Raw genomic sequence first — 26144 nt, 5'->3', positions numbered from 1 at the left:
CGCCCCCATGGAAAGTTACTCCGCCCTTAAGCACCTGCACGTTACCGCAGCCTATCTGAGCATTATCTTCTTTGTGCTGCGGGCGTTCTGGTCGGTCAACGAAAACAGCGTGCTCAAGGCACGCTGGGTCAAAATTGCGCCGCATGTCATCGACACCGCGCTGCTGGCGTTTGGCGTGGCGCTTGCCGTGCTGCTCAACTTCTGGCCGCTGCCGGGGTGGCTTACAGCGAAGATCGTGGCGCTGGTGACCTATATCCTGCTCGGTACCGTGGCGATCAAGCGCGGCGCTACGCCGGCTAGCCGGGCGCTGTTTGCCGTTGCCGCCGTGGTGGTGTTTGCCTACATTCTGGGAGCCGCCAACCAGCACAGCGCGCTTTCCTGGCTTGCCGCCATGTAGCACGGCTGACCGCTCAAAGGAGGCTCGACATGCGTTTTGCCCCTCTAGCCTGGAGCGCACTGGCCTACCTTTGTATTGGCCTCGGCGCCGCCGGTATCGTGCTGCCGCTGCTGCCCACTACGCCGTTTCTGCTGCTGGCGCTGTGGGCCGCCACCAAAGGCTCGCCGCGGCTTGTCAACTGGCTACTGTACCACCCGCGCTTTGGCCCCTACCTCTATGCCTGGCGCGAACAGCGGGCTATCCCACCCCGGGCCAAGCTCACCGCCTATGCTCTGTTAGCCTTCAGCTTCGTTACGCTCTGGCTGGGCGGCGCCTCTCTCTGGCTGTTGGTTGCGCTGGCGCTTTTCTTCACCGGCGTGGCGATCTTCATCGCCACCCGCCCCGACGCTACTGCCACGCCGTCAAGGCCTACCGCCAACCCGCAGCGGCCGCCGCGCCGCTGAGTTTGCGCTGTTGACGCTCCGTTCAGGAAGCGGCGTCGGCGGTTTCTTCGCTGCGAAAACGGCGCATGTGGCCCTCTTCTTCCATGGCTATATGCCAGCCAAGCGCTTGCTCCAGGCAGTGCGGGGTGTGTCCGCCGCGCTTGCAGGCATCGGCAAAGTAGCGGCGCAGCGCCGGGCGGTAGGAAGGATCGACGCAGCGTTCGATGACCTGCACCGCGCACTCCCGCGGGGCCAGCCCGCGCAGGTCGGCGAGGCCGTGCTCGGTGGCGAGGATATCCACGTCGTGCTCGGTATGGTCGACGTGGCTGACAAAGGGCACGATGCTGGAAATATCGCCACCCTTGGCAAGCGATTTGGTGATAAACACCGACAGCTGGGCGTTACGGGCGAAGTCTCCGGAGCCGCCGATGCCGTTCATCATCCTGGTGCCGCCCACGTGAGTGGAGTTGACGTTGCCGTAGATATCCATCTCGAGCGCTGTGTTGATGGCGATAATGCCCAGCCGGCGGATAATGCCGGGATGGTTGGACAGCTCCTGGGGGCGCAGCACCAGGCGGTCGCGGTAGCGTTCGATATCGTTCCACACCCGCTCGCCGCACTCCTCCGACAGCGTGATAGAGCAGCCCGAGGCAAAGTCCAGCTTGCCGCTGTCGAGCAGGTCAAAGGTCGAGTCCTGGAGCACTTCGGAATACATCGTCAGGTGTTCGAAAGGTCCTTCGGCAAAACCGCTCATCACGGCGTTGGCCATATTACCGATGCCCGCCTGCAGCGGCAGCAGCGACGGCGTCAGGCGGCCAATTTTTACCTCGTCGGCAAAAAACCCGATCAGGTGGTCGGCAATGCGCTGGGTATCGGCATCCGGCGGCAGCACCGTTGAAGGACTGTCCTTGCCGCCGGTAATAACAATGGCGGCGACCTTGTCGGCATTCACGGGAATGTACGACGTGCCAATGCGCGTGTCCGGCGCCACTACGGGAATTGGCGGGCGCGTGGGGCGCATCTGCGGAATATAGATGTCGTGCAGCCCTTCAAGGGCTGCGGGCGCGTCGAGGTTGAGCTCGATCACGAGCTGCCGGGCCTGTTCGACATAGCTTGCCGAGTTACCTACCGACGTCGTCGGCACGATATGCCCGTCTTCGGTGATCGCGCAGGCCTCAATCACCGCCACGTCCATTTCCGCCAGCTGGCGATTGCGCAGAAGCTCCACCGTCTCGGACAGATGCTGGTCCATGAACATGACCCGGCCGTCGTTGATCGCCCGGCGCAGGGTGGCGTCCACCTGAAACGGCATACGCCGGGAAAGCGCGTTGGCCTCGGTCAGCAGCTTGTCCAGGTCGTTGCCAAGCGATGCGCCGGTCATCAGCGTGATGGAAAGCGGCTCGCGACCGGCCCGCTCGGCCAGCGCCCGGGGCACGGCCTTGGCTTCGCCGGCCCGGGTAAAGCCGCTCATTCCCACGGTCATGCCGTCCTCGATCAGCGCCGCGGCTTCCTCGGCGGTGCGCAGCCTGTCGCGCCAGCGGGGCCAGCGGCAGCGCTCATTGGCCAAATCCTCGTCAAACATGGGTTCTCCTTCAGCAGACACGTCGCGACGGCAACCGGGTCTGCCCCGCTGCCGCTTACCGCGGCGCATGATGCCATGCCACAGCGCAAAACGCCGCGTTTCACGACCAAAGTTGCACGGGGGATCGGCGTCTCGGGGCGGCCAAAGGCAGGGTACAAAAAAATGGCCCCGGCGGACCGGAGCCATTGCGTTACGCTGCGTTTACACCGTTTTGTCTACCTAAACCTGCATACGGCGGTGACAAACGCCGGAAAATTACTCGACGTCGACGGGGATAACCACGGGCTCACCGTCAGCCATCATGGGCGGATCCACGTCGGTAGAGCCTTCGCCGAACTCGTACTTGCCTTCTTCACCGGTATCCTCATGCAGCATGGCAAACACTTTATCACCGGACTCAAGCTCGCGGTCCACTTCGACGGTCACTTCATCCTGGCCGTCAATGGCGGCATGGCCGATGGACGCCGGAGCGACGGGCTTGCCTTCCTCGTTACTGTCGTGGATAACCACGAAGCCTTTCTCATCAGCCGTTACGCTGACGGTCACTTCATTGCCCGGCGACTGGGGGTCCGCCTTGAGGGACGGCCCGTCAGCTGCCATTGCCGTGCCTGCGGTGCCGGCGAGACCCAGTGCCAGCATCATCGAGAGGGAGACGTTGCGAAGTGTCATACGGTACCTCCTTGAGTAGCGCCCGAGTGTAAAGCATAAAGGGCGCTAGTTCGGTGCGGCAGGTCATTCTGCCGCTGCGCACTTTTCAAGCTAGACAACAAAGCGCGATCTGTACACGTCATTTTTCCATTTTCATATTGCCTGCTTTTTGCTGCCTCATTCTTACCGCCCCGACGGGGGAGAACCCGGCGAGGCCATCCGCGGCAAAGCCGGCCAATCAGCCCAGCAGGTGCTCTACCGCCGCGCGCTCTTCGCGCAGCTCATTTTCGGTAGCCTGCATTTTTTCCCGGCTGAAGGCGTCGATTTCGAAGCCCTGGACGATTTCATAGCTCCCACCCTTGCAGCGCACCGGGTAGGAATAGATGATGCCTTCCTCGATACCGTAGCTGCCGTCGGCGGGAATCGACATGCTGACGATGCCGTCGCTGCCCAGCGCCCAATCGTGCATGTGGTCAATGGCCGCCGCCGCCGCCGAGGCGGCCGATGAGGCGCCGCGGGCCTTGATGATCGCCGCGCCGCGCTGCTGCACGGTGGGGATGAAGTCGTTTTCGTACCAGTCGCGCTCGACCAGCTCCAGGGCCGGCTTGCCCTCAACCCGACACTGGGAAATATCCGGGTACTGGGTCGCGCTGTGGTTACCCCAGACGATCAGGCTTTCCACGTCGTTGACGTGCTTGCCGGTCTGCTGGGCCAGCTGGGTCATGGCGCGGTTGTGATCAAGGCGGGTCATAGCGGTAAACTGGCCGGCGTCGAGATCCGGCGCGTTGCACGACGCAATCAGCGCGTTGGTGTTGGCCGGGTTACCCACCACCAGCACCTTGACGTCGCGACTGGCATAGTCGTTGAGGGCCTTGCCCTGGACGGAGAAGATCGCCGCGTTGGCTTCCAGCAGGTCCTTGCGCTCCATGCCCGGGCCGCGCGGTTTGGAACCGACCAGCATGCCATAGTCGATGTCCTTGAAGGCGACTTCGGGATCGTCCGTGGCGACGATATCGCGAACCAGCGGGAAGGCACAGTCGTTGATCTCCATCACCACGCCGTTAAGCGCTTCCATGGCCTGGGGGATCTCCAGCAGCTGAAGTATGACGGGCTGATCCGGCCCCAGCATGTCGCCTGCGGCAATGCGGAAAATAAGCGAGTAGCTGATTTGCCCTGCACCGCCGGTAATCGCAATACGTACGGGATCTTTCATCATGACTCCTTGTTTGTTTCGCCTGGGGTGCGCCACGCCAAACGCTGCGACGCCCTGCTTTGATGTTAGGCGTCGCCAAGGCAAAAAACAATCAGTCAAGGGCCAGACCTTGGCCGTACAGAGTTGCGCCGGAGCCCCGCTATCGGGCAGGCTAAAGCGCTTCCTGTGGCGACCGAACAAACGGCCGTCACCATGATCCGAGCGAGAGACACAACGCCCATGCGGCAACAGCGATTTTCACGACTCCCTTTTTCCTACCTATTGGCAAGCCTGCTCCTGCTCGCTCTGGCGCTGTGGCTGGCGCTGGGGGATTTCAACGCCTTTCGCCGCGATGCCCCCGCCGACACCATTTCCGAACCCGCCCCCACGCGCGTTGAAATCCAACAGATAGAGAGCATGGACTACACGCCCGTCCAGGTGGTGCAGGGCGAGCTTGAAGCCGCCCGCGACGTCGCGCTGCGGGCAAGCGTCGAGGGCTTTGTCCAAGATAAGCCGGTCAAGCAGGGCGAGCGCGTCAGCCAGGGCGACACATTGCTGGTGTTGGATAACGACGCCCTGCCCGAGCGCCTCAAGGAGGCCCGGGACAACGTCGAGCTGGCCCGCGCGGAGCTTGCCGGTGCAGAAAAGCTGCGCCGCCGGGAGCTGATTGCCAAGTCCGAGCTGCTGCGCCGGCGCGCCGCGCTCAGCCAGGGCATCGCCGAGGTCGCGCGGCTGGAAAAGCAGCAGGCAGACACCCGCCCCCAGGCCCCCTTTGCCGGCCGGCTCGATCGCATCAGCGTGGACCTGGGCGAGCTGGTGCAGCCCGGTGAAGAATGGGGGCGGCTGATCGCGGACGACACGCTGAAAGGCATCGGCTGGGTCTCCCAGCAGGACGTGGGCCCGCTCGAAGAAGGCCAGCGCGTGACTGCCCGGCTGCTTAACGGCAACGCCCTGGAAGGCACGCTCACTCACGTGGCCAGCCGCGCCGAGGACGACACCCGCAGTTTCTACATGGAAGCGACCCTTGCCAACCCCGAGCACCGCGGGCTGGCCGGCGCCAGCGCCGAGCTCAGCGTCGAGCTGCCCACGCGCCGGGTGCATACGCTGTCCCCGGCGCTTTTGCGCCTGAACGATAGCGGCGAGCTCAGCGTGCGCCACGTCGGCGACGACGACTGCGTCAGGCAGTCCGCCGTCGAGCTGATCAGCGCCGACACCGACCGTGCCTACGTGGCCGGCCTGCCCGACCCCACCCGGCTGATTACCCTGGGCGCCGGGCTGGTCGAGCCCGACGACCCGGTCAAGACCGTGCCGGCGGACGGCGCCAATCAGGGTGAACGCTGATGCGCCAGCTGATCAACGCCGCGATGACCTATTCGCGCACCACCCTGATGCTGCTGGTGGGGCTTCTGCTTGCCGGGATCGCCGCCTGGCAGGTCATTCCCAAGGAAGCCAACCCCGACGTCACGATTCCCATCATTTACGTGTCGATGACCCTCGACGGCGTCAGCCCCGAAGACGGCGAGCGGCTGCTCATTCGCCCCATGGAACAGGAGCTGCGCGGCATCGAAGGGCTCCACAAGTTCACCGCTCAGGCAAGCGAGGGCCACGCCTCGGTGACGCTTGAGTTCGACGCCGGCTTTGACGCCGACACTGCGCTTTCCGACGTCCGCGAAAAAGTCGACATCGCCCGCAGCGACCTACCCGATGAAGCCGATGAACCCCGGGTCAACGAAGTCAACGTCTCGGAGTTTCCGGTGCTTACCCTGGGGCTTTCCGGCGAACTGGATCTGCGCGAGCGCGTCGCCGTGGCCCGGCAGCTCAAGGATGAAATCGAAGGCATCGCCGACGTGCTGGAAGTCGAGATCGCCGGCGAGCGCGACGACCTGCTGGAGATCGTCGTCGACCCGCTGGTGCTGTCGAGCTACCGGCTGGACTTTGACACCCTGCTCAACCGGGTGCGCAACAACAACCGCCTGGTCGCCGCCGGCAGCCTCGATACCGGCGCCGGGCGCACGCCGCTCAAGGTCCCCGGCATCATCGAAAACCTCGACGACGTCATGAACATGCCGATCAAAGTAGAAGAGGACCGCGTGGTCACCTTCGGCGACGTCGCCTGGATACATCCCACCTTCAAGGACCCCGACGGCTTTGCCCGAATTGCCGGCAAGCCCGCCGTGGTGCTGGAAATCTCCAAGCGCGCCGGGGCCAACATTATCGCCACCATCAGCGCGGTGGACGAGCTGATGGACACGGCCAGCGAGGAGTTTCCCGACGCGCTGAGCCTGACCACCATCCTCGATCAGTCGACCACCGTGGAAGACATGCTCGGCGAGCTTCTGAACAACGTGCTCACCGCCGTGGTGCTGGTGCTCATCGTGGTCGTGGCGGCCATGGGCTGGCGCACCTCGCTGCTGGTGGGGCTGACCATCCCCGGGGCGTTTCTCACCGGCATCATGCTGATCTGGGCGCTGGGTTTCACGCTCAACATCGTCGTGCTGTTTGCCCTGATCCTGGTCGCCGGCATGCTGGTAGACGGCGCCATCGTGGTCAGCGAGCTGGCCGATCGCCACCTGCGCGAAGGCATGGCCCCGCGCGAGGCCTGGCTTGCCGCCGCCACGCGCATGAGCTGGCCGGTCATCGCCTCCACCGCCACTACTCTGGTGGTGTTTCTGCCGCTGTTGTTCTGGCCCGGCGTGGTCGGTCAGTTCATGAAATACCTGCCGGCCACAGTGGTGCTGTGCCTGCTGGCGTCCCTTGCCATGGCGCTGGTCTTTCTGCCGACCCTGGGCAGCGTCTTCACCCGCCGCAGCGTCGCCTCAGCCGACGCCACCCCCGCCGGCGCCACCGCCTTTGGTCGCGGCTACCGGAAGCTGCTGGCACGGCTGCTCGGCCACCCGGGCTGGGTGGTGCTGCTGGCCGTGCTGCTGATGGGCGTGGCCTACAGCGGCTATGCGCGCTTCAACTACGGGGTGGACTTCTTCCCCAGCGTCGAGCCCGACAGCGCCCAGGTCCTGGTACGCGCCCGGGGCGACTTCTCGGCCGAAGAAACCGACGCCATCGTCAAACGGGTTGAGCAGCGCCTGGGCGGCATGGGCGAGGTAGAAGCGCTTTACGCCCGCTCCTTTGCCGTGCCCAACGAGCAGATGGGCAACGACGTCATCGGCGTGCTGCAGTTTCAGTTCATCGACTGGTACAAGCGCCGCCCGGCCCGGGCCATCCTTGACGATATGCTCGAGCGCACCGCCTCGCTGCCCGGCATCGTGCTGGAAACCCAGGAGCAGGAAATGGGCCCCACCAGCGGCAAGCCCGTGGTGCTTGAAGTCAGCGCCGCCGAGCCCGACAAGGCCAACCAGGCCGTGGATCAGCTCAAGCGCGCCATGCACGACCTGGGTGGCTTTATCGACATCGAAGACAACCGCAGCCTGCCGGGCGTGGAGTGGCGCATTAAGGTCGACCGCGAGGCCGCCGCCCGGCTGGGCGCCGACGTCACCACCGTGGGCAGCGCCGTGCAGCTTTTGACCAACGGGCTGAAAGTTGCCGAATACCGTCCGCCCACCGCCAACGACGAAGTAGATATCCGCGTGCGGATGCCCGAAGGCTGGCGCTCGCTTGACCAGCTCGAACGTCTCACCATCAACACCCCCCGCGGGCAGGTGCCGATTACCCACTTTGTCGATATCACGCCGTCGCCCCGGGTAGGCACGCTTAGCCGCATCGACGGCCGGCGGGCGATCACCGTCAAGGCCGACCTGGCGCCCGAGGCCCAGTCCGCCGAGCGCCTGGAGGCGCTATTCAATACCTTGGAAGGCACGCTGCCCGACGGCGCGCGGGTCAACGTCGCCGGCCAGCAGGAAGACCAGCAGGAAGCATCGCAGTTTCTGTTCAGCGCCTTCGCCGTCGCCATCGGCCTGATGACGCTGATTCTGGTCACCCAGTTCAACAGCTTCTATCAGGCTGTGCTGGTCCTCTCGGCGATTGTGTTTTCCACCGCCGGGGTGCTGCTGGGGCTTTTGGTCACCGGCCAGGCGTTTGGCGTGGTCATGGTGGGCATGGGGATCATTGCGCTGGCGGGCATCGTGGTGAACAACAACATCGTGCTGATCGACACCTACAACGAGCTGCGCCGGGGAGGCGAAACGGCAAACGAGCCGATGGCGCCGACGGCGGCGGCGCTGGAAGCGGGCTCCCTGCGACTGCGTCCGGTGCTGCTCACCGCAATCACCACGGTGCTGGGGCTGATGCCCATGGTGCTGGGGATCAACGTCAACCTGATGGCGCCGGCGCTGGGTTTCAACGCGCCCTCGACCCAGTGGTGGGGGCAGATGTCCAGCGCCATTGCCGGCGGGCTGACCTTCGCCACCGGCCTTACGCTTTTGCTTACGCCCTGTATGCTGGTGCTGGGCGAGCGCCGTCGCCGGGGAGGTTGACCGCGTGCAGCCGCGCGATCAGCTGATCTTCCAGAGCAAAGCGCTCGGCAAGCCCCCGGGCCAGGCGGTCAAGCCAGGCCGGCAGGCGCCCCAGGTTCTGCCGGCAGCGCACCGGACTTGAATAGTCGTCGTCGAACGCCAGGGTCAGCTCGGTCGACATTTCCAGGCGTTCGAGCAGCTTGCCGGCAAGCGCCAGCGCTGCGTGGTCGTCAAAGGCGCGGGCCTCCTTGGCGAGCTGCGGATAAACGCTGAAGTGCCCGGCGCTGATGTAGTCCATCAGGCGCTCGCTGAACGTGTCCAAATGCGCCTTGTCGACCTTGGAAAGCTCGGCATCGCAGCTCTCCTGAAGCACGATGAGGCTCTCCAGCAGCGCCCTGCGCTGCACTAGCCAGCGGTCGATGACGTCGTGCACACCGCCCCTGCGCTCCAGGGCATCGTTGCAGTGATCCAGCATGGCGAATCTCCTTTCCAGCAGCGGCGGCAACCTGCCGAAGGCCGCTTGACCCTGAGCAGACCAGACAGCCTGTCAGCCAGAGAGTCGCTTTTCCCCGCGCGGGTGTCAATTGCCGCCGCCCGCCGGGCCTTTCAACGCTTGGCGGCGCGCCACAGCATGGCAAGCGGAAACGCCGCCAGCACGATAAAACCGACCAGGGTCCAGGCCGGGAGCGAAACGCCCAGCAGCGCTGCGTCAACGTCGGCGCACTCGCCGGAGCCGGAAAGCACCGTGGCGATCACTTCCTGCATGGGCAGCACGTCGATCATGTAGTCAAGCCCCGGGCCGCAGCTGGGCACCTGGTCTGCGGGCAACGACTGCAGCCAGACGTGGCGCCCGGCAACGAACGCCCCGCCGGCCACGGCAACGAGCCCCAGCACGGCGTAAACGCTGCGACCGATGCGACCGCCAGGGTTATGCCCCGCCGCCACGGCCAGCGTAAGCCCGGCGGCGATGACGCCCACGCGCTGGAAAACGCACAGCGGGCAGGGTTCGAGTCCGCCGATATGCTCAAGCCCCAGGGCCACCGCCATCATCAACGCGCAGAACGCCACGCCGGCCAGGGGCAGCCACCCCCACGCCGGCCTCACCGGGCGGCTCCCAGGCTCAGCGGCGTTACCGCGTGGGACTCGCGCGCCTGGGCAAAGTAATCTTCCAGAAAGCGATCAAAGCACGGCTCGTCGGCGGCGTCCATGTCGCGCTGCTGCTGACGCGAGGTCACCGCCTGCTGTTCCATCAGGGCTTCCCGGGTGGTGGTGGCCGGCTGCTGGCGCAGCATGTCGGCCTGATCCCGGGCCAGCGACATCACCACGTCGGCGAAGGAGCCGTCCCCCTCGCGCAGCCGCTCAAGCAGCCGGGCGGAAGGCGTCAGCGCGGCATCCTGCAGCCGCGGGGCAAGCGCAGCGACGGCGTCCAGGTGCGGCGTACCGTCTTCGTCGGCATCAAGAAGCCCTGCCACCGGCTCCATCTCGGCGACGATCTGCTCGCCCCATTCGCGCAGGCTGATGGCGCCGCCGTCCTTGTTCAGACGCAGCGCCGGGTCCCGGCCGCGCTCTACCACCAGCCGGCGGTTGTCGTCCAGGTGGTCGCACTCCTCATCCGAAATCCACGGGCTTTCGCTGAGCAGGCACCACATGAGAAAGGTGTCCAGAAAGCGCATCTGGGGTTCGCTCACGCCTAGCGGCTCGAAGGGGTCAAGATCCAGACAGCGTACCTCGATGTACTCCACGCCCTGGGCCTCCAGCGCCTGGCTCGGGGTTTCCCCCGACCGGGCCACGCGCTTGGGGCGGATATCGCTGTAGTACTCGTTTTCGATCTGCAGGATATTGGCGTTGAGCTGGCGCCAGTCGCCGTCCACCTTCACCCCCTTGGCCTGATAGTCCGGCCAGGGCGTGGAAATGGCGTTGCGCAGCGTGTTGACGTAGTTCGACAGCGAATTGAAGCAGATCTTGAGCTGCTCCTGCACCGTATTCTGGTAACCCAGATCGGACATGCGCAGCGTCGTGGCGTAGGGCGCTATATAGGTATCGTCGCCCAGCGGCTCGAGCTTGGTAGGCACTTTCTTGCCGTCGAGAAAGCTCTTGTCGATGGCAGGCGACGCGCCGAACAGATAAAGCAGCAGCCAGCTGTGACGACGAAAATTGCGGATCAGGCTGAAATAGCGCGTCGACCGGTAGTCGTTGAACGCCGTATCGTCCTCGCTTTCGACTTCGCGCAGGGCCTGCCACATCTCATCGGGCAGCGAGACGTTGTAGTGCACCCCGGCAATGGCCTGCATGATGCGCCCGTAGCGCACGTCGAGCCCCTTGCGATACACGCGCTTCATGACGCCCGAGTTGGAGCTGCCGTAATCGGCGATGGGCACGCTATCGTTTCCCGAGAGCCTGGACGGCATGCTCGCCGGCCAGATCCACTCGCCCTCCAGGTGACGATAGCTGTAAGCGTGCAGATCAGAAAGAAACGCCATCGCTTCCCGGGGCTCGCTGAGCACCGGCGTGACGTATTCCAGCAGCGCTTCGGAATAGTCGGTGGTGATGTGCGGGTGAGTCAGCTTCGAGCCCAGCGCCTTGGGGTGTGGCGTCTGGGCAATATGGCCACTCGCATCCACGCGCAGCCCTTCTTTCTCGATGCCCCGGCGCAGGCGGCCAAGGCGCCCGTCGCGTGCCGCCGGCAGCAGCTTCTCGATGCGTTGGCCAAGCGTGGACGACACGGTGAGTGGTTCAGACAAGGGGTGCACTCCCAGTTAAGCGGCCCGCCGTCGCGGGCCTGAATGCCTGGTTCATCGGCTCGCCGTCGCGAGCCTGCATAAAAGCGTCAGGCTGTACCATCGGGGTACAGCCAAAAAACGGTTACGCGTAAGATATGATGCCTGGCTAACGATATTCAAGCGGTGTTACTTGCCGCCCCTGGCCTTCAGCAGCGCAGCGCCCAGCGCCCCGACGTCAGCTTCCTTGCTGTCTGCCTTGCCGCCGCGCGATCGGCGGCGGGATTTGTTGGCCCCGGCCTTGCCGTCGGCTGCGCTTCCGGCATTGCTGCTGGCGGCATCCGCCTTGTCCGCTTCCGGCTGGTCATCAAGGCGCATGGATAGCCCGATACGCTTGCGCGGAATGTCCACGTTCATAACCTTCACCTGAACGATATCGCCGGCCTTGACCACGCTGCGCGGGTCTTCCACAAAGCGGTGGGAAAGCGCCGAGATATGCACCAGGCCGTCCTGATGCACGCCGATATCCACAAAGGCGCCGAAGTGGGTGACGTTGGTGACGGTGCCTTCCAGCACCATGCCCGGCTCAAGGTCGTTCAGGGTTTCCACGCCTTCGCGGAACTCTGCGGCCTTGAACTCGGGGCGCGGGTCGCGGCCGGGCTTGTCCAGCTCGGAAAGAATGTCGGTGACCGTGGGCACGCCAAAGCGCTCGTCGGCAAAGTCGGCGGGCTTGAGCGCCTTGAGCGTGGCGCTGTCGCCGATCAGCCCCTTGAGTTCGCGGCCGCTCTGGCGGGCAATGCGCTCCGCCAGCGGGTAGGCCTCGGGATGCACGGCGCTTGCGTCCAGCGGGTTGTCGCCGCCGGTCACGCGCAAGAACCCCGCGCACTGCTCGTAGGTCTTGGGCCCCAGGCGGTTGACGTCCAGCAGCGCCCGGCGGCTGTTGAAGGTGCCGCGCCGGTTGCGCTCGGCGACGATATTGTCGGCAAGCGTGGATGACAGCCCCGCCACCCGAGAAAGCAAGGCGCTCGAGGCGGTGTTGAGGTCTACGCCGACGGCGTTCACGCAGTCTTCGATTACCGCCTCGAGGCTTTTGGACAGCTGCAGCTGGGAGACATCGTGCTGATACTGGCCCACGCCGATGGACTTGGGCTCGATCTTGACCAGCTCGGCCAGCGGGTCCTGGAGGCGACGGGCGATGGACACCGCGCCGCGCACGGTGACGTCGAGGACGGGAAGCTCCCGGGAGGCGTATTCCGAGGCCGAATACACCGAGGCGCCGGCTTCGGACACCATTACCTTGCTCAGCGGCTGCGAGGCTGACAGCGCCTTGACCAGCTCGCCGGCGAGTTTGTCGGTCTCGCGGCTGGCGGTACCGTTGCCCACGGCGATCAGCGCCACGCCGTGCTGCTTGACCAGGCGGGCCAGCTCTTCCAGGGATTCGCGCCAGCGGTTTTGCGGCGCGTGGGGGTAAATCGTGGTGTGGGCGAGAAACTGCCCCGTGGCGTCCACCACCGCCACCTTGCAGCCGGTGCGCAGCCCCGGGTCAATGGCCAGCGTCACCTTCGGCCCGGCGGGGGCGGCAAGCAGCAGATCCTGCAGGTTGGCGGCGAATACTTCGATGGCGGTAAGCTCGGCCTGCTCGCGCAGCTGCCCCAGCAGCTCGGTTTCAAGCGCAGTGTAGAGTTTCACCCGCCAGGTCCAGCGCACGACTTCGGCGAGCCACTTGTCGCCGGCGCGGCGGTCTTCAACGGCCGAGGCCAGCCTGATACCCACCTGCTTGGCAATCATGACCTGAGCCGGATGAATCGGCGCCTCGTCTTCGCCGGGCAGGCGAATGGCTAGGCTCAGCACGCCTTCGTTGCGCCCGCGAAACATCGCCAGCGCCCGGTGAGACGGCACCTTGGCCAGTTTCTCATCGTGCTCAAAGTAGTCGGCAAACTTGGCGCCCTCGCGCTCCTGACCGCCAAGCACCCGAGCGGAGAGCTCGCCTTCCTGCCACAGCCGTTCGCGCAGCCGGCCGATGAGCTCGGCGTCTTCGGCAAAGCGCTCCATCAGGATCTGCTTGGCGCCGTCGAGTGCGGCCTTGGCGTCTTCCACCGCCGGCGTCTCGCCCTCGGCTGGGCGCAGGTAGGCCTTGGCTTCCTGCTCGGGATCGAAGCCGGGGTCAGCAAGCAGCGCATCGGCGAGCGGCTCAAGGCCGGCCTCCCGAGCCATCTGGGCCTTGGTGCGGCGCTTTTTCTTGTACGGGCGGTACAGGTCTTCCAGACGCTGCTTGGTATCGGCGGCGTTCAGGTCGGCGGCAAGTTCAGACGTCAGCTTGCCCTGCTCGTCAATCGCGGCAAACACCGCCTCGCGGCGCTCTTCCAGCTCGCGCAGGTAGCGCAGGCGCTCGTCCAGGCGCCGCAGCTGAGTATCGTCCAGCGCGCCGGTGACTTCCTTGCGGTAGCGGGCGATAAAGGGCACCGTCGCGCCCTCGTCCAGCAGGCCTACCGTGGCGGCTACCTGGGCAGTGCGAACGCCCAGCTCATCGGCCAGGCGTTCCAGAATACGCTGATTGACATTCATATATCGCAACTAACTCATGCAGCAATGAAGAGGGCCACAAGGTACCACACTCGTCCGCGCCCCGCTTCCGGCAGCGGCAAACACGGCAGCGTCCCGAAACGCCGATACTGGCGACGCCTTGCAAGTGACCTACGTAACGATTAAAAAACCCTTCAGGCTAGGGCCTGTTGACGTTTCACATTGGTAGCCATAAAAAGCCGCATGCCAAGGCCACCATGCTTTCGTAATTTCGTTTGAGCTTATCGTAGCGCGTCGCAATGGCGCGATACGGTTTCAATCGAGCAAAGGCATTCTCAACCAGATGCCGGTAGCGATATAACCCTCTGTCCAGATTGGCATTTCCTTTTTTCGAGTTACGCCTGCGTGGAATGACGGCAGCCATTCCTTTGGCTTCGACCTGCTCACGGATACGTTCACTGTCATAGCCTTTGTCAGCCACCAGCGCGTCACCTGCCGGCAAACCGTCAATCAATGCCTGGGCTTCCGTGCTGTCGTGCACTTCACCCCCGGTTATTCTGAAGGCGATCGGCAACCCATAAGCATCCACGGCCAAGTGGATCTTGCTGGTATTGCCTGCACGACTTTTGCCAATGGCTTCTGCATCTTCCGTGGCAGCCCCAGTGCTATCTTGGTGAGCCTTGACGTAGGAACCATCAATAAATAGCCACTCGACATCAGGATCTTCCACCAGAGAGATGAAAATCCTCATCAGCTTTCCACTCGCTGACCAGGCGTTGAAGCGCTTGTAGACCGTGTTCCAGGGGCCAAACGCCTCCGGTAGGTCCCGCCACGGGCAGCCGGTTCGCATCCGATAAAGGATGCCTTCCACCGTGGTACGCAGATCGGTCTTGTCATAAATACCTTGTTGAAGCAGGATAGATTTCAGCTTCGGCCAGTGTTCATCCGTGAGCATTTGTCGGGGCATGGCAGGCTTGCAGTTTGTTGGCTTAGGAACCTTTATTCTGTGAGCTTGCCCCTATCCTGCCAATACCCCTGCCATGAAACGTCAACAGACCCTACAAGGAACACGCCCAGCTTCCACCTTACAATATCGTGCTGGACAGCGGCTATCCGGCCATCATTGCCGAAAAGGGCTTTGGTACCGTTGACGCCTACTTCCCTCTCACCGAGGTAGACGGCAACGGCCCGATCATCACCGAGATCACGGGCGGACTGGCCACCAATCAGATCCCCTCCAAATCGGTTGCCACCATTGAAGCCAATAACGCCGGGGCAATAAGCCAGCAGCTCAAGGCTCAGGGCAAAGCGTACGCCGAGGACAACGGCGGCGACTTCACGGTAGCCACTGAGGTGGAAGGCGATACCGTCAATCTGACGCTCAAGGGGCAGTCCGCCCATTCTTCCCGCCCGCAGTCCGGCGTCAACCCTGTCCCTCGCCTGGCAGGGCTGCTGGCCGAAGTCGACATTGACTTTCAGCCCAACCACTATACCCGTGCCGTTCACTATATCGACGACAACTACGGGTTGGACTACCAAGGCAAAAAGCTCGGCGTCGGCTACGACAACGACTTTATGGGACCGCTGACGCTGACGCCGACCTACCTGGAGGAGCAGGAAAACAGGCTGCGAGTCGCCGTCAACGTGCGCGCACCCGAGGGTGAGCAGTCCGTTGACGACCTGGCTCAAACGATCCATGACAAGCTGATGGCCTACGGCCAGGAACAGAACCTGGACATGGAAGTGGACGCCGAAATCCGCGACTGGATGCGTCGCGACCCCCAGGGGGAATGGCTGCAGACCCTGCTCAATATCTTTGGCGACACGACCGGCCAGAAGGCAGAACCCATTGCCACTGCCGGCAGCACGACGGCCAAGCTGCTGCCCAATGCCATCAACTTCGGCCCTTCCATGCCGGGTGAAGACTATACCGGCCACACGGCCAACGAATTCAAAAAAATAGATAACCTGATGCTGGACATCCAGATGTTTACGGAAATGCTGGCACGAATTGGCAACCAGGATCAGCTGGACTAACAACGTCGCCAAGAACTGATAGCAGGAAGTATCGCCGCTGCTGACTTATCGTCAGCGGCGGCTTTTTTGTGGGCCGGTCAGGCAGGCTCAAAGCGTAGCGCCAGACCGTTGTTGCACCAGCGCAGGCCGGTGGGCTCGGGGCCGTCTTCAAACACGTGCCCCTGGTGGCCGCCGCAGCGCGCGCAGTGATATTCGGTGCGCGGCCAGATCATGCTGAAGTCCAGCTTGCTGAGCAGGTGCCCTTCGACGTGTTTGAAAAAGCTCGGCCAGCCGGTGCCGGAATCGTACTTCATGGCGCTTTTAAACAGCACCAGGTCGCACCCGGCGCAGCGGAACTCGCCCTCCCGGTTCTCGTCGTCCAGGGGGCTGGAAAAAGCAGGCTCGGTGTCGTTTTCGCGCAGCACCTTGTAGGCCTCGGGCGACAGGCGTTCGCGCCACTCGTCCTGCGTCAGTTCGAGCGGCTGGATATCGTCGGCCGCGGTCAGATCAAGGCTCGGGTAGCCGAATGACATGCCGGGCAGCGCGCCGACGACGCCGGTCAGGCCGGCAAGGCCAAGAAAATGGCGGCGTTTCATGAAAGGCCTCCTCAGGGTTGTGGGTCTTTCAGCCAGTATAGTAGCACCACACCTGTACACCGCATCCAATAAAAAAGACCAATGTACAACCATTGGCCTTTTTAATACGAAGCCACCGCCCTCGCGCGGCACAGCCGCCCTCCCACAAGCTCACTGGCGCTATCAGGTCATATGTGGGAGGCCGATTTATCGGGCGACGCGGGCCAAAGGCCCGCCGAGTGATGGCCTTCCAAGGCGCCTGGCGGTGCCGGTAGCCACAAACCCCGAGATTGCTTCGCTACGCTCGCAACGACACTGGAAACGAGTGCTGCATCTGCCCTGCCCGTCAATGCACCGTGGGCGACGGGGCATCCGGGTCGCCGGAGAGCAGCGCTTCTATGTCGGCGGCGGTATAGCGATAGTTCGAGTGGCAGAAGTGGCACTGAGTGTCGATGGCGCCCTGCTCCTTGACGATATCGCGCAGCTCTTCGGCGCCCAGGGTCAAGAGACCGTCGGCCATGCGCTCCCGGGAGCAGGTGCAACCAAAGTACAGCGCCTTGGGCTCGAACACGCGCACGGTTTCTTCATGGTAGAGCCGGTAGAGCACCTGGCGCTGATCCAGGCCCAACAGCTCGTCGGGCTTGATGGTCTCGGCCAGCTTGACGCTGCGCTCCCAGGCGTCCACGTCCTGGTTCTGCGCTTCGTTGGGCAGGCGCTGAAGCAAAAGCCCGCCGGCGCGCTTGCCGTCGGCCTCAAGCCACAGCCGGGTGGGCAGCTGTTCAGACTGGCTGAAGTAGGCCTCCAGGCATTCGGCCAGGGTCGGGTGGTCCAGCGCCACCACGCCCTGATAGCGGTTGCCCTCGCGCGGATCCAGAGTAATCACGATCTGGCCTTCGCCCACCAGCTCGCGAAACGCCGCGCCGGCATCCGGCAGCGCGGCGTCTTCGGCGACCCGGGCAATGGCACGCAGCTCGCCGCCGGGGTTGGACTCGGCCATCAGCAGCGACAGCGCACCCTCTCCGCGCACCTCAAGGCTCATCACGCCGTCGAGCTTGACGGTATCGGTCAGCAGCGCCACCGCGGCCAGCAGCTCGCCTAGCAGCGCGTTCACCGCCGGGGGATAGGCGTGGCGGCTGAGCACGTCGCTGTAGGCTTTCTCCAACGTGACGATTTCGCCGCGCACGTTGGTGTTATCAAACAAAAAGCGTTGTATCTGGTCGTTCATTTATGCGGTTACCTGCAAAGAAAAAATCGCGGCCGACGCGAGGATTAGCCGCCCTGGTTGCGCTGGAACTGCTTGATCTCGCGGCGCTCTTTTTTATCCGGGCGCCGGTGCGGATGCTGCATGACCTGCTGGCCCAGCCGCCGGGCTTCCAGCTCGCGCGCCCGGCGCTCGGCGCTTTCCGCGGTCTCTTCGTAGAGCTTTCTGGCTTCCGGCGCCCCTCGGCGCTGGCCGGAAAGTCCGGTCACGCGGACCTCGTAAACGTCAAATCCCTGGGGCACGCGAATCAGCGCGTCCAGCTCCACCAGCTTGCTGGTTTTGGCCCGGCCGCCGTCGTAGTGCACCTTGCCGCCCTCAATGGCTTTTTTCGCCAGCTGACGGGTTTTGAAAAACCGCGCCGCCCACAGCCACTTGTCCAGACGTACGCTATCAGCCATGAAGCCCCTCCTTCATTGCGGTTTCCGGCACCTCGGCGGGATAGATCTCGGCAAAGCGGCCAAGCGCGGTAAAGGTCTGCAGCTCCCGCTCCGGGCGCCGGCTGTCCGGCTGTTTGATACCCAGAAGATGGCGGATGCCAAACGCTTTGGCGCTTTCCAGCACCCGCGGATTGTCGTCGATGAACAGCGTCCGCGCCGGGTCGAACGGCTCCCGGGCCCTGAGCGCGTGCCAGAACGCCTGCTCCTCCTTGGCCGCCCCCAGATCCTGAGACGACACAATCGCATCCAGGTAGGGCTCAAGGCCGGTCAGCGGCAGCTTGAGCTCAAGACTTTCGCGGTCGGCGTTGGTCGCCAATACCACCCTTGGGTGGGCGACTTTCAGCCAGCGGAGAAAATCCAGCGCGTCGCCGCGCAGGCCGATCAGGTGCTGCACTTCGCGCTTGAGCGCGACGATATCCACGTCAAGCTCTCGGCGCCAGTAGGCCAGGCTGTACCAGTCGAGCGTGCCCTGCTCGCCCACAATGCGCGCCTCGAGCGCGCGCTGGGAGGCCTCGTCAAGCTGGTGCAGCTCCACGTAGCGGCGCGGCAGATGCTCAAGCCAGAAATGGCTGTCAAAGTGCAAATCCAGCAGCGTGCCGTCCATGTCCAGCAACACCGTATCGATGGTCTGCCAATGTATCATCGCCGCTCCTCTTGGGGTGTTTTCCGCGCGGTACCCGGGGCCGTTGGGCAACGTCAGGGCTTGCCTGCGCCGGCCCGGTCAGGCGTGCTATTGTAGACTATCGATGATGCATCAACGACCGCTGGCCCACGAGTGCCGATCCGCGTTCACCGATCGCAACCCATTTTGCCAGGGGCGCCGCGCCTCTGCCCTGCCACGGAGACAGCATGTCCGCGAACGCTTCTTCTACCGTCCTGCAAAAGCCGCAGATCCTTTCCTGCACGCCCGTTGCCCAAAGCCGCCTGTTTCGCGTGGAAGCTCTTGACCTGCGCTTTTCCAACGGCGAAGAGCGCCAGTTCGAACGCCTGGGCGGCAAGGGCAGCGGCGCGGTCATGATTGTCGCCATGCCCGACCCGGAAAGCGTGCTGCTGATCCGCGAATACGCCGCCGGCTTCGAAGACTACGTGCTCACGCTGCCCAAAGGGCTCATCGACCCCGGCGAAGACGCCGTTACCGCCGCCAATCGCGAGCTGATGGAGGAATGCGGCGTCGGCGCTCGCCAAATTGAGCCGCTGTGCGAGCTGTCGCTGGCGCCCAACTACATGCGCCACCGCATGAACGTGCTGCTGGCCACCGACCTCTACGATAAGCGCCTGCCCGGCGACGAGCCCGAACCGCTGGTGGTGGAAAGTCAGCCGCTCGACGACATCGACGCCCTGCTCGCCCGGGACGATTTCCACGAGGCCCGCGCCATCGCCGCGCTATATATTGCCCGGGACCGGCTGCGCGCCGAGCGCGAAGGGCTGGTGCCGTAACGGCTTGCCACAGCGCCCACCGGTCTTTCGTCAAAAGGGGCTGCCTGCATGGCAGCCCCTGGCGTTGACGGCCTATTACAGAAGCCGACGCGGCATTACTGAAACACGACCTTGGCCACGTCGCGGTAGCGATCGGCGAAATGGACCGTCATGCCCTCGCGGAGAAACTCGGGCAGCTCGTTATAGTCCTGGCGGTTGGCCGCCGGCAGCACGACTTCGTAGATGCTGCTTCGGCGCGCGGCGATGATTTTTTCGCGGATACCGCCCACCGGCAGCACCTGGCCGGTCAGGGTCAGCTCCCCGGTCATCGCCAGCGGCCGGCCGATAGACTGGCGCCGGGCCATGGACAAAAGCGCGGTGGTCATGGTCACCCCGGCAGAGGGGCCGTCCTTGGGCGTGGCGCCTTCGGGCACGTGCAGGTGTATAAAGGACGAGTCGAAGAAGTCCGCCGGCGCGCCGTTTTCGCGCAGGTGACCAAGCGTATAGCTGTAGGCGATGTTGGCCGACTCCTGCATCACCTCGCCAAGCTTGCCGGTGAGCTTGAGACCGCGGTCCAGCCCGTGCACCCGGGTCGCCTCTATCGGCAGCGTGGCCCCGCCCATGGAAGTCCAGGCAAGGCCGGTGACCACGCCTTCGCCCTTGAGCACCTTCTCCTTGCGGAACAGCGGCGCCCCGAGGAAGTCTTCGAGGTTTTTCACCGAGACCTTGACCGTGGCCTCGCCTTCCTCCTGCTCGCTTTCCAGCAGCCGTACCGACGCCTTGCGCACGATGCGGTGGAGCTGCTTTTCCAGCTGGCGCACGCCGGCTTCCCGGGCATAGCCATCGATCACCTGCCTGAGCGCGGCATCGGTCAGGTTGATGCGCTTTTTGCTCAGGTTGTTGCGCTTGAGCAGCTTGGGCCAGAGGTGATGCTTGGCAATGGCGACTTTTTCTTCGGCGATATAGCCGGAGAGCCGGATTTGCTCTGTGCGGTCCAGCAGCGCCCGGGGAATGGAATCCACGGTGTTAGCGGTACACACGAACAGCACCTTGGAAAGATCCATGCGCACGTCGAGGTAGTGGTCGAGAAAGTCCACGTTTTGCTCGGGGTCGAGCACCTCCAGCAGCGCCGAGGCCGGGTCACCCTGAAACGACTGGCCAAGCTTGTCGATTTCGTCAAGCATTATTACCGGGTTTTCCACTTCGACTTCCTTGAACGCCTGGACAAACTTGCCCGGCATGGCGCCGATGTAGGTGCGCCGGTGGCCCTTGATTTCGGCCTCGTCGCGCATGCCGCCTACCGAAAAGCGGTAGAACTTGCGGCCCAGCGCGTCGGCGATGGAGCGGCCTACCGAGGTCTTGCCCACGCCTGGCGGCCCTACCAGCAGCAGAATCGAGCCGCCGACGTCGCCCTTGAAGGTGCCTTCAGCGAGGAACTCGACGATGCGCTCTTTCACTTCCTCAAGCCCGTCGTGGTCGCGGTTGAGCACCTCACGGGCGTGATTCAGATCCAGCTTGTCGTCGCTGGTGATGCCCCAGGGCAGGCTGGTCAGCCAGTCCAGGTAGTTACGCGTGGTGCCGTATTCCGGCGAGCCGGTTTCCAGCACGCTGAGCTTGCCCAGCTCCTCGTCGATGCGCCCCTGCACGCGCTCGGGCACGGTGAGCCCCTCAAGCCGAGCGCGGAAGGTGTCGACGTCGTTTTCGCGGTCGTCCTTGGAGATGCCCAGTTCGCGCTGAATGACCTTGAGCTGCTCGCGCAGAAAGAATTCGCGCTGGTGCTCCTGCATCTTGGCGTTGACCTGCTCGCTGATTTCGCCTTGCAGCTTGGCCACGTCAATTTCCTTGCGCAGCAGCGGCAGCACCTTCTGCATGCGCTCGATCACCGGCAGCGTCGCCAGCACGTCCTGAAGCTCGGGGCCCTTGGCCGAGGTGATCGCCGCGGCGAAGTCGGTCAGCGGCCCGGGCTGGTTGGGGCTGAAGCGGTTGAGATAGTGCTTGAGCTCCTCGCCGTAGAGCGGATTGATCGGCAAAAGCTCCTTGATGCCGTTGATGATCGCCATGGCCCAGGCGCGAGTTTCCTCGTTTTCGCTATCGACAGGCTCTCTGGGGTAGCTCACCTCGACCAGGTACGGCGGCTTTTTCGACAGCCAGCGCCGGATACGAAAGCGCTGCAGCCCCTGGGCGATAAACTGGATCTGGTGGTCTTCAGCCTTGAGCTTGTGCACCCTGACGGCGGTGCCGAACTCGGGAAAGTCGTCTTCCCCCGGCGCCTCGCCGTCGTCATCGCCGTCACCGACAAAGGCGACGCCGATGGTGTGATGCGGCGTATTGGCCACCCGCTGCATGGTTTCTTCCCAGCGCTCGCGGTTGATCAGCAAAGGCTGCACCTGGGCGGGGAAAAACGGCCGGTTGTTGATGGGTAAAAGATAGATGCGCTCGGGCAGCGCTTCGCTTGCCGGCACGATATCGTGGACGCGCTCGCCGTCGGAACGGTACTCGTCCTTAAGCTCGTCGCCGGCATCCTCGTACGCCGTGGTCTCGTCTTGCGCGTCCCACTGGGGAGCCTGGTCGTCGCGGTCAAAGCCCTGGTCGCTATAGTCCTGGTCGCTCATGCACCCTCCGTTAACAAAAGCCGGCGATATAGCTGCCGGGCGGTTGCTAAGGGAATGCGGGCGCCAGGGCCAAACTTCAAGCCATCCCCCTGTTTTACCCCTCCGGCAGCGGGCGGCCGTTGACCCGCCAGTCGCCCTCGATCAGGTCAAACACGAGCTCGCGCTCGTCAAGCGGCAGGCCCAGCCACAGCGCGGCCACGGCGGGCGCCTCGTGCCAGGTAATGTCGCCGTTCAGGTGCTGACGAAAGCGCGCCTGCATGGCGGGCTCGTCGAGCCGGGAAAAATCCAGGTCATCGAGCTTGCGGGTATCAAAAAACAGCGCGCCGTCGGCCTCCATGGCGATATCCAGCAGGGGGCTGGTCAGCGCGATTTCCTCGACGTCCAGCCGCGGCGCCTCGCTCAGCATCTGGCGCAGCAGAGGCGAAAGGCGCTCGAGTACGCCGTCGGCCACGGGCATATCGGCGTCGCCCCGGGCGGCGTTCTGGCGCAGCCGGGCGAATATTTGCCGCACGGCGTCGGCGTCCAGGCGCGAAAGCGTCCCCGCGATCCGGCCGTTGAGCGCCGGCGTATCCGGCGCCTCTTCCGTCAGCCAGACGTTGTCGAGGATGAGCTCGCCGTCGATGCGCAGCTCGCGCTCGTCCAGCGCCATGTCGGTATGCAGCACCAGCGGGGCGAACCTCAGCGCCAGGTCGGGATGGTCGAGATTCAGCGATTCGATGCGCAGCTTGTCGTGCTGGTTGAAGTGGTAGGCATCCTCGATATAGGTATAGCGGCTTTCAAGCGTAGCCGGCCCCAGAGTGAGACGGGCCCCGTGATCGATCAGGGAAAGCTCGTCGAGCTCGGCTGCCAGGCGCCAGTCGCCGTAAACGCCGCGCAGCTTGACCCGGGCACCGCGCACGGCAAGCTCGCGCCCGTGCTGGGTAATCGCCAGCGGCGCCAGCGCCACGCGCATTGCATAGCGTCCGCTATAGGTATGATAGCGCCCGTTCAGGCGCGGAGCGGCGCTCGCTCCCACCTCGCCCACGGCCTTTTGCAGCGTGCCGTCCAGCCGCGGGTGCAGGCTGCCGGTAATGTCGCTTGAAAGAATACCGTGGCGGGCTTCGTAGTTGAGCTCCAGCCGCCAGGGGCGGCCCAACAGCGGCGAAAGCAGAATGCGCCCCCGGGAGCTCAGCCAGCCGGCGTCGTTTTCGATACGCTTGACCCGCCACTCCCCCCGGGCCTGGAGGTCGGAAAGCGCCTGGCTCAGGCTGCGCTCGAACAGCACGCTGGACACCAGCTGGGCGACCAGCCAGGCAACCGCCAGGGCCGCAAGTACAGGCACTATCAGGCGCTCTTTACGCATCACGCTTCCTTAGGCCTCAGGCCGTTTGCCTCCCGGGCCATACGGCTAATGCAGCCAGAACCACAGGTGCATGGAACTCCAGGCATAGAGCCCGGCCATCACGTCATCGATCATGATGCCAAAGCCCCCAGCGACCCGGCGGTCCGCCCAGCGAATCGGCCAGGGCTTGAAGACATCGAAGATACGAAATATCACAAAGCCCCAGAGCGCTGCCTCCCAGGAAAACGGCACCGCCGTCATGGTAATCCAGTAGCCGACAAACTCGTCCCAGACGATCCCCGAATGGTCGTGCACTCCCAGGTCGTGGGAGGTTTTATCGCACAGCCAGACGCCGATGGCGAAGGCCACCAGCACGATGCCCAGATACCAGCCCTGGCTAAGATCGGCCATCAGCCAATAAAACGGAATCGCCGCCAGGGTGCCGAAGGTACCCGGCGCCCAGGGCATGGTGCCGCTGCCCAACCCGAAGGCAAAAAAGTGAGTCGGGCGCCGCCAGACGCTGGCCGGGGCGCGGTTCATCGGCGGGGCTCCGCCGACGCCGGGGCCGGCGGGGCAAAATGCTGCCAGCCACGCCGGCCGCCGGTGGCCGTCTCCAGTATCTCGGCGGCGTCCTGCCCCTCACCCGGTGCCACGCAGCGGCCAATGGCCGTCAGGGCCACGCCGGCTGCCTCCAGCGCTGCCCGGGCCCGGGCGACGTTCGTCGGGGCCAGGGTAACCAGAAGCTCGTAGTCGTCGCCGCCGGAAAGCGCCGCCCGGCGGGCCTCGTCGGCGCCCAGCGCGGCGCTCAGGCCGTCGGCGAGCGGCAGCGCGTCGATATCCAGCACCGCATCGACGCCGGAAGCACAGCGGATATGGCCGAGATCCGCCAGCAGGCCGTCGGAAATATCCATGGCGCTCGAGGCCAGCCCGCGCAGCGCCACCCCGGCGTCAAGCGCCGGCTCGGGCAGCAGGTAGCGGCGCAGCAAAGGGTGGTCAAGATCGCGCTCGCCGCGCTGCCACAGCGCCAGCCCGCCGGCCCCGCCGCCGAGCGCGCCGGTCACCGCAACGATATCGCCTAGCTGCGCCCCGCTGCGCCTGAGCGCCTGGCCGGTGGGCACTTCCCCCATCACCGTGACGCTGACGGCCAGCCGCCCCGAAGTCACGTCGCCGCCGGCAAGCGCCGTTTCCCAGCGCGCGCAGCCGTCAAGAAACCCGCGGGCATAGCCGCCAAGCCAGGCATCCGCCGCGCGTTCATCGGCCAGGCGCGGCGCGTCCAGGGTCAGCGCCATCCAGCAAAAGCGCCCCCGCGCGCCCATGGCCGCCAGATCGCTCACTGCTACCGCCAGCGCCCGGTGGCCCACGGCGCGCGCCGGGGCATCGCCGGGAAAGTGTACGTCCACCACCGAGGTGTCGACGCTGACGGCAAGCTCAAGGCCCGCCCGGGGCGCGAGCAAAGTGGCATCGTCACCGATGCCCAGCGTCATGCCGCGGCTCTCCGCCCGGGCGGTATCACCGGGCGTGAAATAGCGTCGGATCAGGTCGAATTCGGCAAGCACAACGGCCTCTTAAACAGGGTGTGGCACCTTGAACGCGGGGGCAGGCATCAGCGTCGCCGCGCGCTGACTTCGGCACTGCGCAGCCGGTTGGCCAGCTTGTCCAGAATGCCGTTGACGTATTTGTGCCCGTCGGTCGCGCCGAAGGAGCGGGCCAGCTCGACGCCCTCGTTGATCACCACGCGGTACGGGACTTCCAGGCGATAGCGTAATTCATAAGCGCCCAGGCGCAGAATGGCAAGCTCCACGCCGTCGAGGTCTTCCAGGCGGCGGTCGAGCACCGGCGAGATATCGCGGTCGATCTCGCCCTTGAGCCGGGCAACGTTGTGCAAAAGCTCGGAAAACAGCGCCTGATCGGCAATGCCCATCACCGTGGCCCAGTTTTCGTGGGGCTCCAGGTCATCATCCGGCGTTTGCGCACGGAATTCGGCTTCGATGACGGTCATCGACTTGTCGTTCATCTGCCACTGATAAAGCCCCTGCACGGCAAGCTCGCGGGCGGCGTGGCGGCTCTGCTGCGCCGCGGCAGGCTGGCGCTGACGGCTCATTGTGCCGCTCCTGCCCTACCTACCGTGCGCAGCAGCGAGACCATTTCCATGGCCGCCATGGCGGCTTCGGTGCCCTTGTTGCCGGCCTTGGTACCGGCGCGCTCGATAGCCTGCTCGATGGTCTCCACGGTCAGCACGCCGTTGGCCACCGGGGTATCGTACTCCAGCTGCAGGGTGTTCATCGCCGAGTTGCAGCCGCCGGCGACGTACTCGAAGTGCGGCGTGCCGCCGCGGATCACCGCGCCAAGCGCGATCACCGCGTCGGGCTTGACCACGCCCAGCACGCGCTTGATCGCCAGCGGCAGCTCCCAGGCGCCCGGGGCATGAATCAGTTGGATATTTTCCGGGTCAACGCCGTGGCGCACCAGGCTGTCAACGGCCCCTTCCACCAGGCTGTCCACCACGTGGTGGTTAAAGCGCCCGACTACGATGGCGTAGCGGCCGTTGGCGTCGAAAAAGTTGCCTTCAATTTGGGCGAGCGGTTCCATCATGTCTTCCTGCTAGCTGTGTTTCCATAG

Annotated in this window: 24 protein-coding genes; 6 read left to right on the top strand and 18 right to left on the bottom strand. The window is 64.5% G+C overall.

Annotated elements, in window-relative coordinates:
• Positions 1-7 precede the first annotated feature (7 nt).
• Together ACZ46Y_RS05635 and ACZ46Y_RS05630 are read left to right on the top strand one after the other, a co-directional pair.
• A complete protein-coding gene (locus ACZ46Y_RS05635) occupies positions 8-397 on the top strand; it encodes a SirB2 family protein (RefSeq protein ID WP_311954697.1) in 390 nt (129 codons plus the stop codon).
• A 29-nt stretch (positions 398-426) separates the two neighbouring features.
• Complete coding sequence (locus ACZ46Y_RS05630; RefSeq protein WP_311954695.1) at positions 427-840, top strand: YbaN family protein; 414 nt, start codon at positions 427-429, stop codon at positions 838-840.
• A 22-nt stretch (positions 841-862) separates the two neighbouring features.
• Here the strand turns inward: ACZ46Y_RS05630 and ACZ46Y_RS05625 are convergent, their stop codons facing one another.
• From ACZ46Y_RS05625 to ACZ46Y_RS05615, 3 genes are all read right to left on the bottom strand, one after another.
• Positions 863-2401 carry an acetyl-CoA hydrolase/transferase family protein gene (locus ACZ46Y_RS05625; RefSeq protein ID WP_311954692.1) on the bottom strand — a complete coding sequence of 513 codons (1539 nt, stop codon included), beginning with the start codon at positions 2399-2401 and terminating at the stop codon, positions 863-865.
• A gap of 255 nt (positions 2402-2656) precedes the next feature.
• Positions 2657-3070, bottom strand: a complete 414-nt coding sequence (locus ACZ46Y_RS05620) for a DUF7282 domain-containing protein (protein ID WP_311954689.1) — start codon at positions 3068-3070, stop codon at positions 2657-2659.
• A 217-nt stretch (positions 3071-3287) separates the two neighbouring features.
• Positions 3288-4262: a malate dehydrogenase gene (locus ACZ46Y_RS05615; protein ID WP_311954686.1), complete on the bottom strand. Its 975-nt coding sequence runs from the start codon at positions 4260-4262 to the stop codon at positions 3288-3290.
• Positions 4263-4481: 219 nt separating this feature from the next.
• On the opposite strand from ACZ46Y_RS05615, the gene ACZ46Y_RS05610 reads away from it, so the two are divergent.
• Both ACZ46Y_RS05610 and ACZ46Y_RS05605 read left to right on the top strand, forming a co-directional pair.
• Entirely contained in the window at positions 4482-5582 is a 1101-nt protein-coding gene (locus tag ACZ46Y_RS05610) for an efflux RND transporter periplasmic adaptor subunit (protein WP_311954683.1), read from the top strand.
• A complete protein-coding gene (locus ACZ46Y_RS05605; protein WP_311954680.1) occupies positions 5582-8668 on the top strand; it encodes an efflux RND transporter permease subunit in 3087 nt (1028 codons plus the stop codon). Before ACZ46Y_RS05610 ends, ACZ46Y_RS05605 begins: the two co-directional genes overlap by 1 nt.
• Here ACZ46Y_RS05605 and rsd read toward each other — a convergent pair.
• From rsd to ACZ46Y_RS05580, 5 genes are all read right to left on the bottom strand, one after another.
• The gene (gene rsd, locus ACZ46Y_RS05600) at positions 8619-9122 is read right to left on the bottom strand and encodes a sigma D regulator (protein ID WP_311954677.1); all 504 of its coding nucleotides are present in this window, start codon (positions 9120-9122) and stop codon (positions 8619-8621) included. The genes ACZ46Y_RS05605 and rsd overlap by 50 nt on opposite strands.
• 131 nt (positions 9123-9253) lie before the next feature.
• A complete protein-coding gene (locus ACZ46Y_RS05595) occupies positions 9254-9697 on the bottom strand; it encodes a disulfide bond formation protein B (protein WP_464380090.1) in 444 nt (147 codons plus the stop codon).
• A 50-nt stretch (positions 9698-9747) separates the two neighbouring features.
• A complete protein-coding gene (gene gshA, locus ACZ46Y_RS05590) occupies positions 9748-11388 on the bottom strand; it encodes a glutamate--cysteine ligase (RefSeq protein WP_311954670.1) in 1641 nt (546 codons plus the stop codon).
• Positions 11389-11553: 165 nt separating this feature from the next.
• A complete protein-coding gene (locus ACZ46Y_RS05585) occupies positions 11554-13929 on the bottom strand; it encodes a Tex family protein (RefSeq protein ID WP_311954667.1) in 2376 nt (791 codons plus the stop codon).
• Between the two features lie 175 nt (positions 13930-14104).
• The gene (locus ACZ46Y_RS05580) at positions 14105-14854 is read right to left on the bottom strand and encodes an IS5 family transposase (RefSeq protein WP_311881913.1); all 750 of its coding nucleotides are present in this window, start codon (positions 14852-14854) and stop codon (positions 14105-14107) included.
• 128 nt (positions 14855-14982) lie between these two features.
• Here ACZ46Y_RS05580 and ACZ46Y_RS05575 point away from each other — a divergent pair, with 128 nt between their 5' ends.
• Complete coding sequence (locus ACZ46Y_RS05575) at positions 14983-15924, top strand: peptidase dimerization domain-containing protein (RefSeq protein ID WP_311956630.1); 942 nt, start codon at positions 14983-14985, stop codon at positions 15922-15924.
• Between the two features lie 77 nt (positions 15925-16001).
• Here the strand turns inward: ACZ46Y_RS05575 and msrB are convergent, their stop codons facing one another.
• From msrB to yrfG, 4 genes are all read right to left on the bottom strand, one after another.
• The gene (gene msrB / locus ACZ46Y_RS05570) at positions 16002-16499 is read right to left on the bottom strand and encodes a peptide-methionine (R)-S-oxide reductase MsrB (protein ID WP_311956628.1); all 498 of its coding nucleotides are present in this window, start codon (positions 16497-16499) and stop codon (positions 16002-16004) included.
• Positions 16500-16824: 325 nt separating this feature from the next.
• Positions 16825-17703 (bottom strand): Hsp33 family molecular chaperone HslO, encoded by an 879-nt coding sequence (hslO, locus tag ACZ46Y_RS05565; RefSeq protein WP_311956626.1) that lies wholly within the window; start codon positions 17701-17703, stop codon positions 16825-16827.
• 44 nt (positions 17704-17747) lie between these two features.
• Positions 17748-18137 (bottom strand): ribosome-associated heat shock protein Hsp15, encoded by a 390-nt coding sequence (hslR, locus tag ACZ46Y_RS05560; protein ID WP_311956625.1) that lies wholly within the window; start codon positions 18135-18137, stop codon positions 17748-17750.
• Positions 18130-18819, bottom strand: a complete 690-nt coding sequence (gene yrfG, locus ACZ46Y_RS05555) for a GMP/IMP nucleotidase (protein WP_311956624.1) — start codon at positions 18817-18819, stop codon at positions 18130-18132. The genes hslR and yrfG overlap by 8 nt, the downstream gene beginning before the upstream one ends.
• 206 nt (positions 18820-19025) lie before the next feature.
• On the opposite strand from yrfG, the gene nudE reads away from it, so the two are divergent.
• Entirely contained in the window at positions 19026-19613 is a 588-nt protein-coding gene (gene nudE, locus ACZ46Y_RS05550; RefSeq protein ID WP_311956623.1) for an ADP compounds hydrolase NudE, read from the top strand.
• Positions 19614-19708: 95 nt separating this feature from the next.
• On the opposite strand, the gene lon is transcribed toward nudE, so the two are convergent.
• From lon to ribH, 6 genes are all read right to left on the bottom strand, one after another.
• Positions 19709-22204, bottom strand: a complete 2496-nt coding sequence (gene lon / locus ACZ46Y_RS05545) for an endopeptidase La (protein ID WP_311956621.1) — start codon at positions 22202-22204, stop codon at positions 19709-19711.
• A gap of 94 nt (positions 22205-22298) precedes the next feature.
• Positions 22299-23525, bottom strand: coding sequence for a DUF945 family protein (locus ACZ46Y_RS05540; protein ID WP_464380081.1), 1227 nt, complete (start codon positions 23523-23525; stop codon positions 22299-22301).
• 66 nt (positions 23526-23591) lie between these two features.
• Positions 23592-24065, bottom strand: a complete 474-nt coding sequence (locus tag ACZ46Y_RS05535) for a phosphatidylglycerophosphatase A family protein (RefSeq protein ID WP_311956619.1) — start codon at positions 24063-24065, stop codon at positions 23592-23594.
• Positions 24062-25081, bottom strand: a complete 1020-nt coding sequence (gene thiL, locus ACZ46Y_RS05530) for a thiamine-phosphate kinase (RefSeq protein ID WP_311956617.1) — start codon at positions 25079-25081, stop codon at positions 24062-24064. The genes ACZ46Y_RS05535 and thiL overlap by 4 nt, the downstream gene beginning before the upstream one ends.
• A gap of 47 nt (positions 25082-25128) precedes the next feature.
• Positions 25129-25626: a transcription antitermination factor NusB gene (gene nusB / locus ACZ46Y_RS05525; protein WP_311956615.1), complete on the bottom strand. Its 498-nt coding sequence runs from the start codon at positions 25624-25626 to the stop codon at positions 25129-25131.
• The gene (gene ribH, locus ACZ46Y_RS05520) at positions 25623-26114 is read right to left on the bottom strand and encodes a 6,7-dimethyl-8-ribityllumazine synthase (RefSeq protein WP_311956633.1); all 492 of its coding nucleotides are present in this window, start codon (positions 26112-26114) and stop codon (positions 25623-25625) included. The genes nusB and ribH overlap by 4 nt, the downstream gene beginning before the upstream one ends.
• Between the last annotated feature and the right edge of the window lie 30 nt (positions 26115-26144).

This window comes from Halomonas garicola (genome assembly GCF_055382465.1).
The sequence above is the reverse complement of the archived record's forward strand: the minus strand, read 5'-3'. Positions and strand labels throughout refer to the sequence as shown.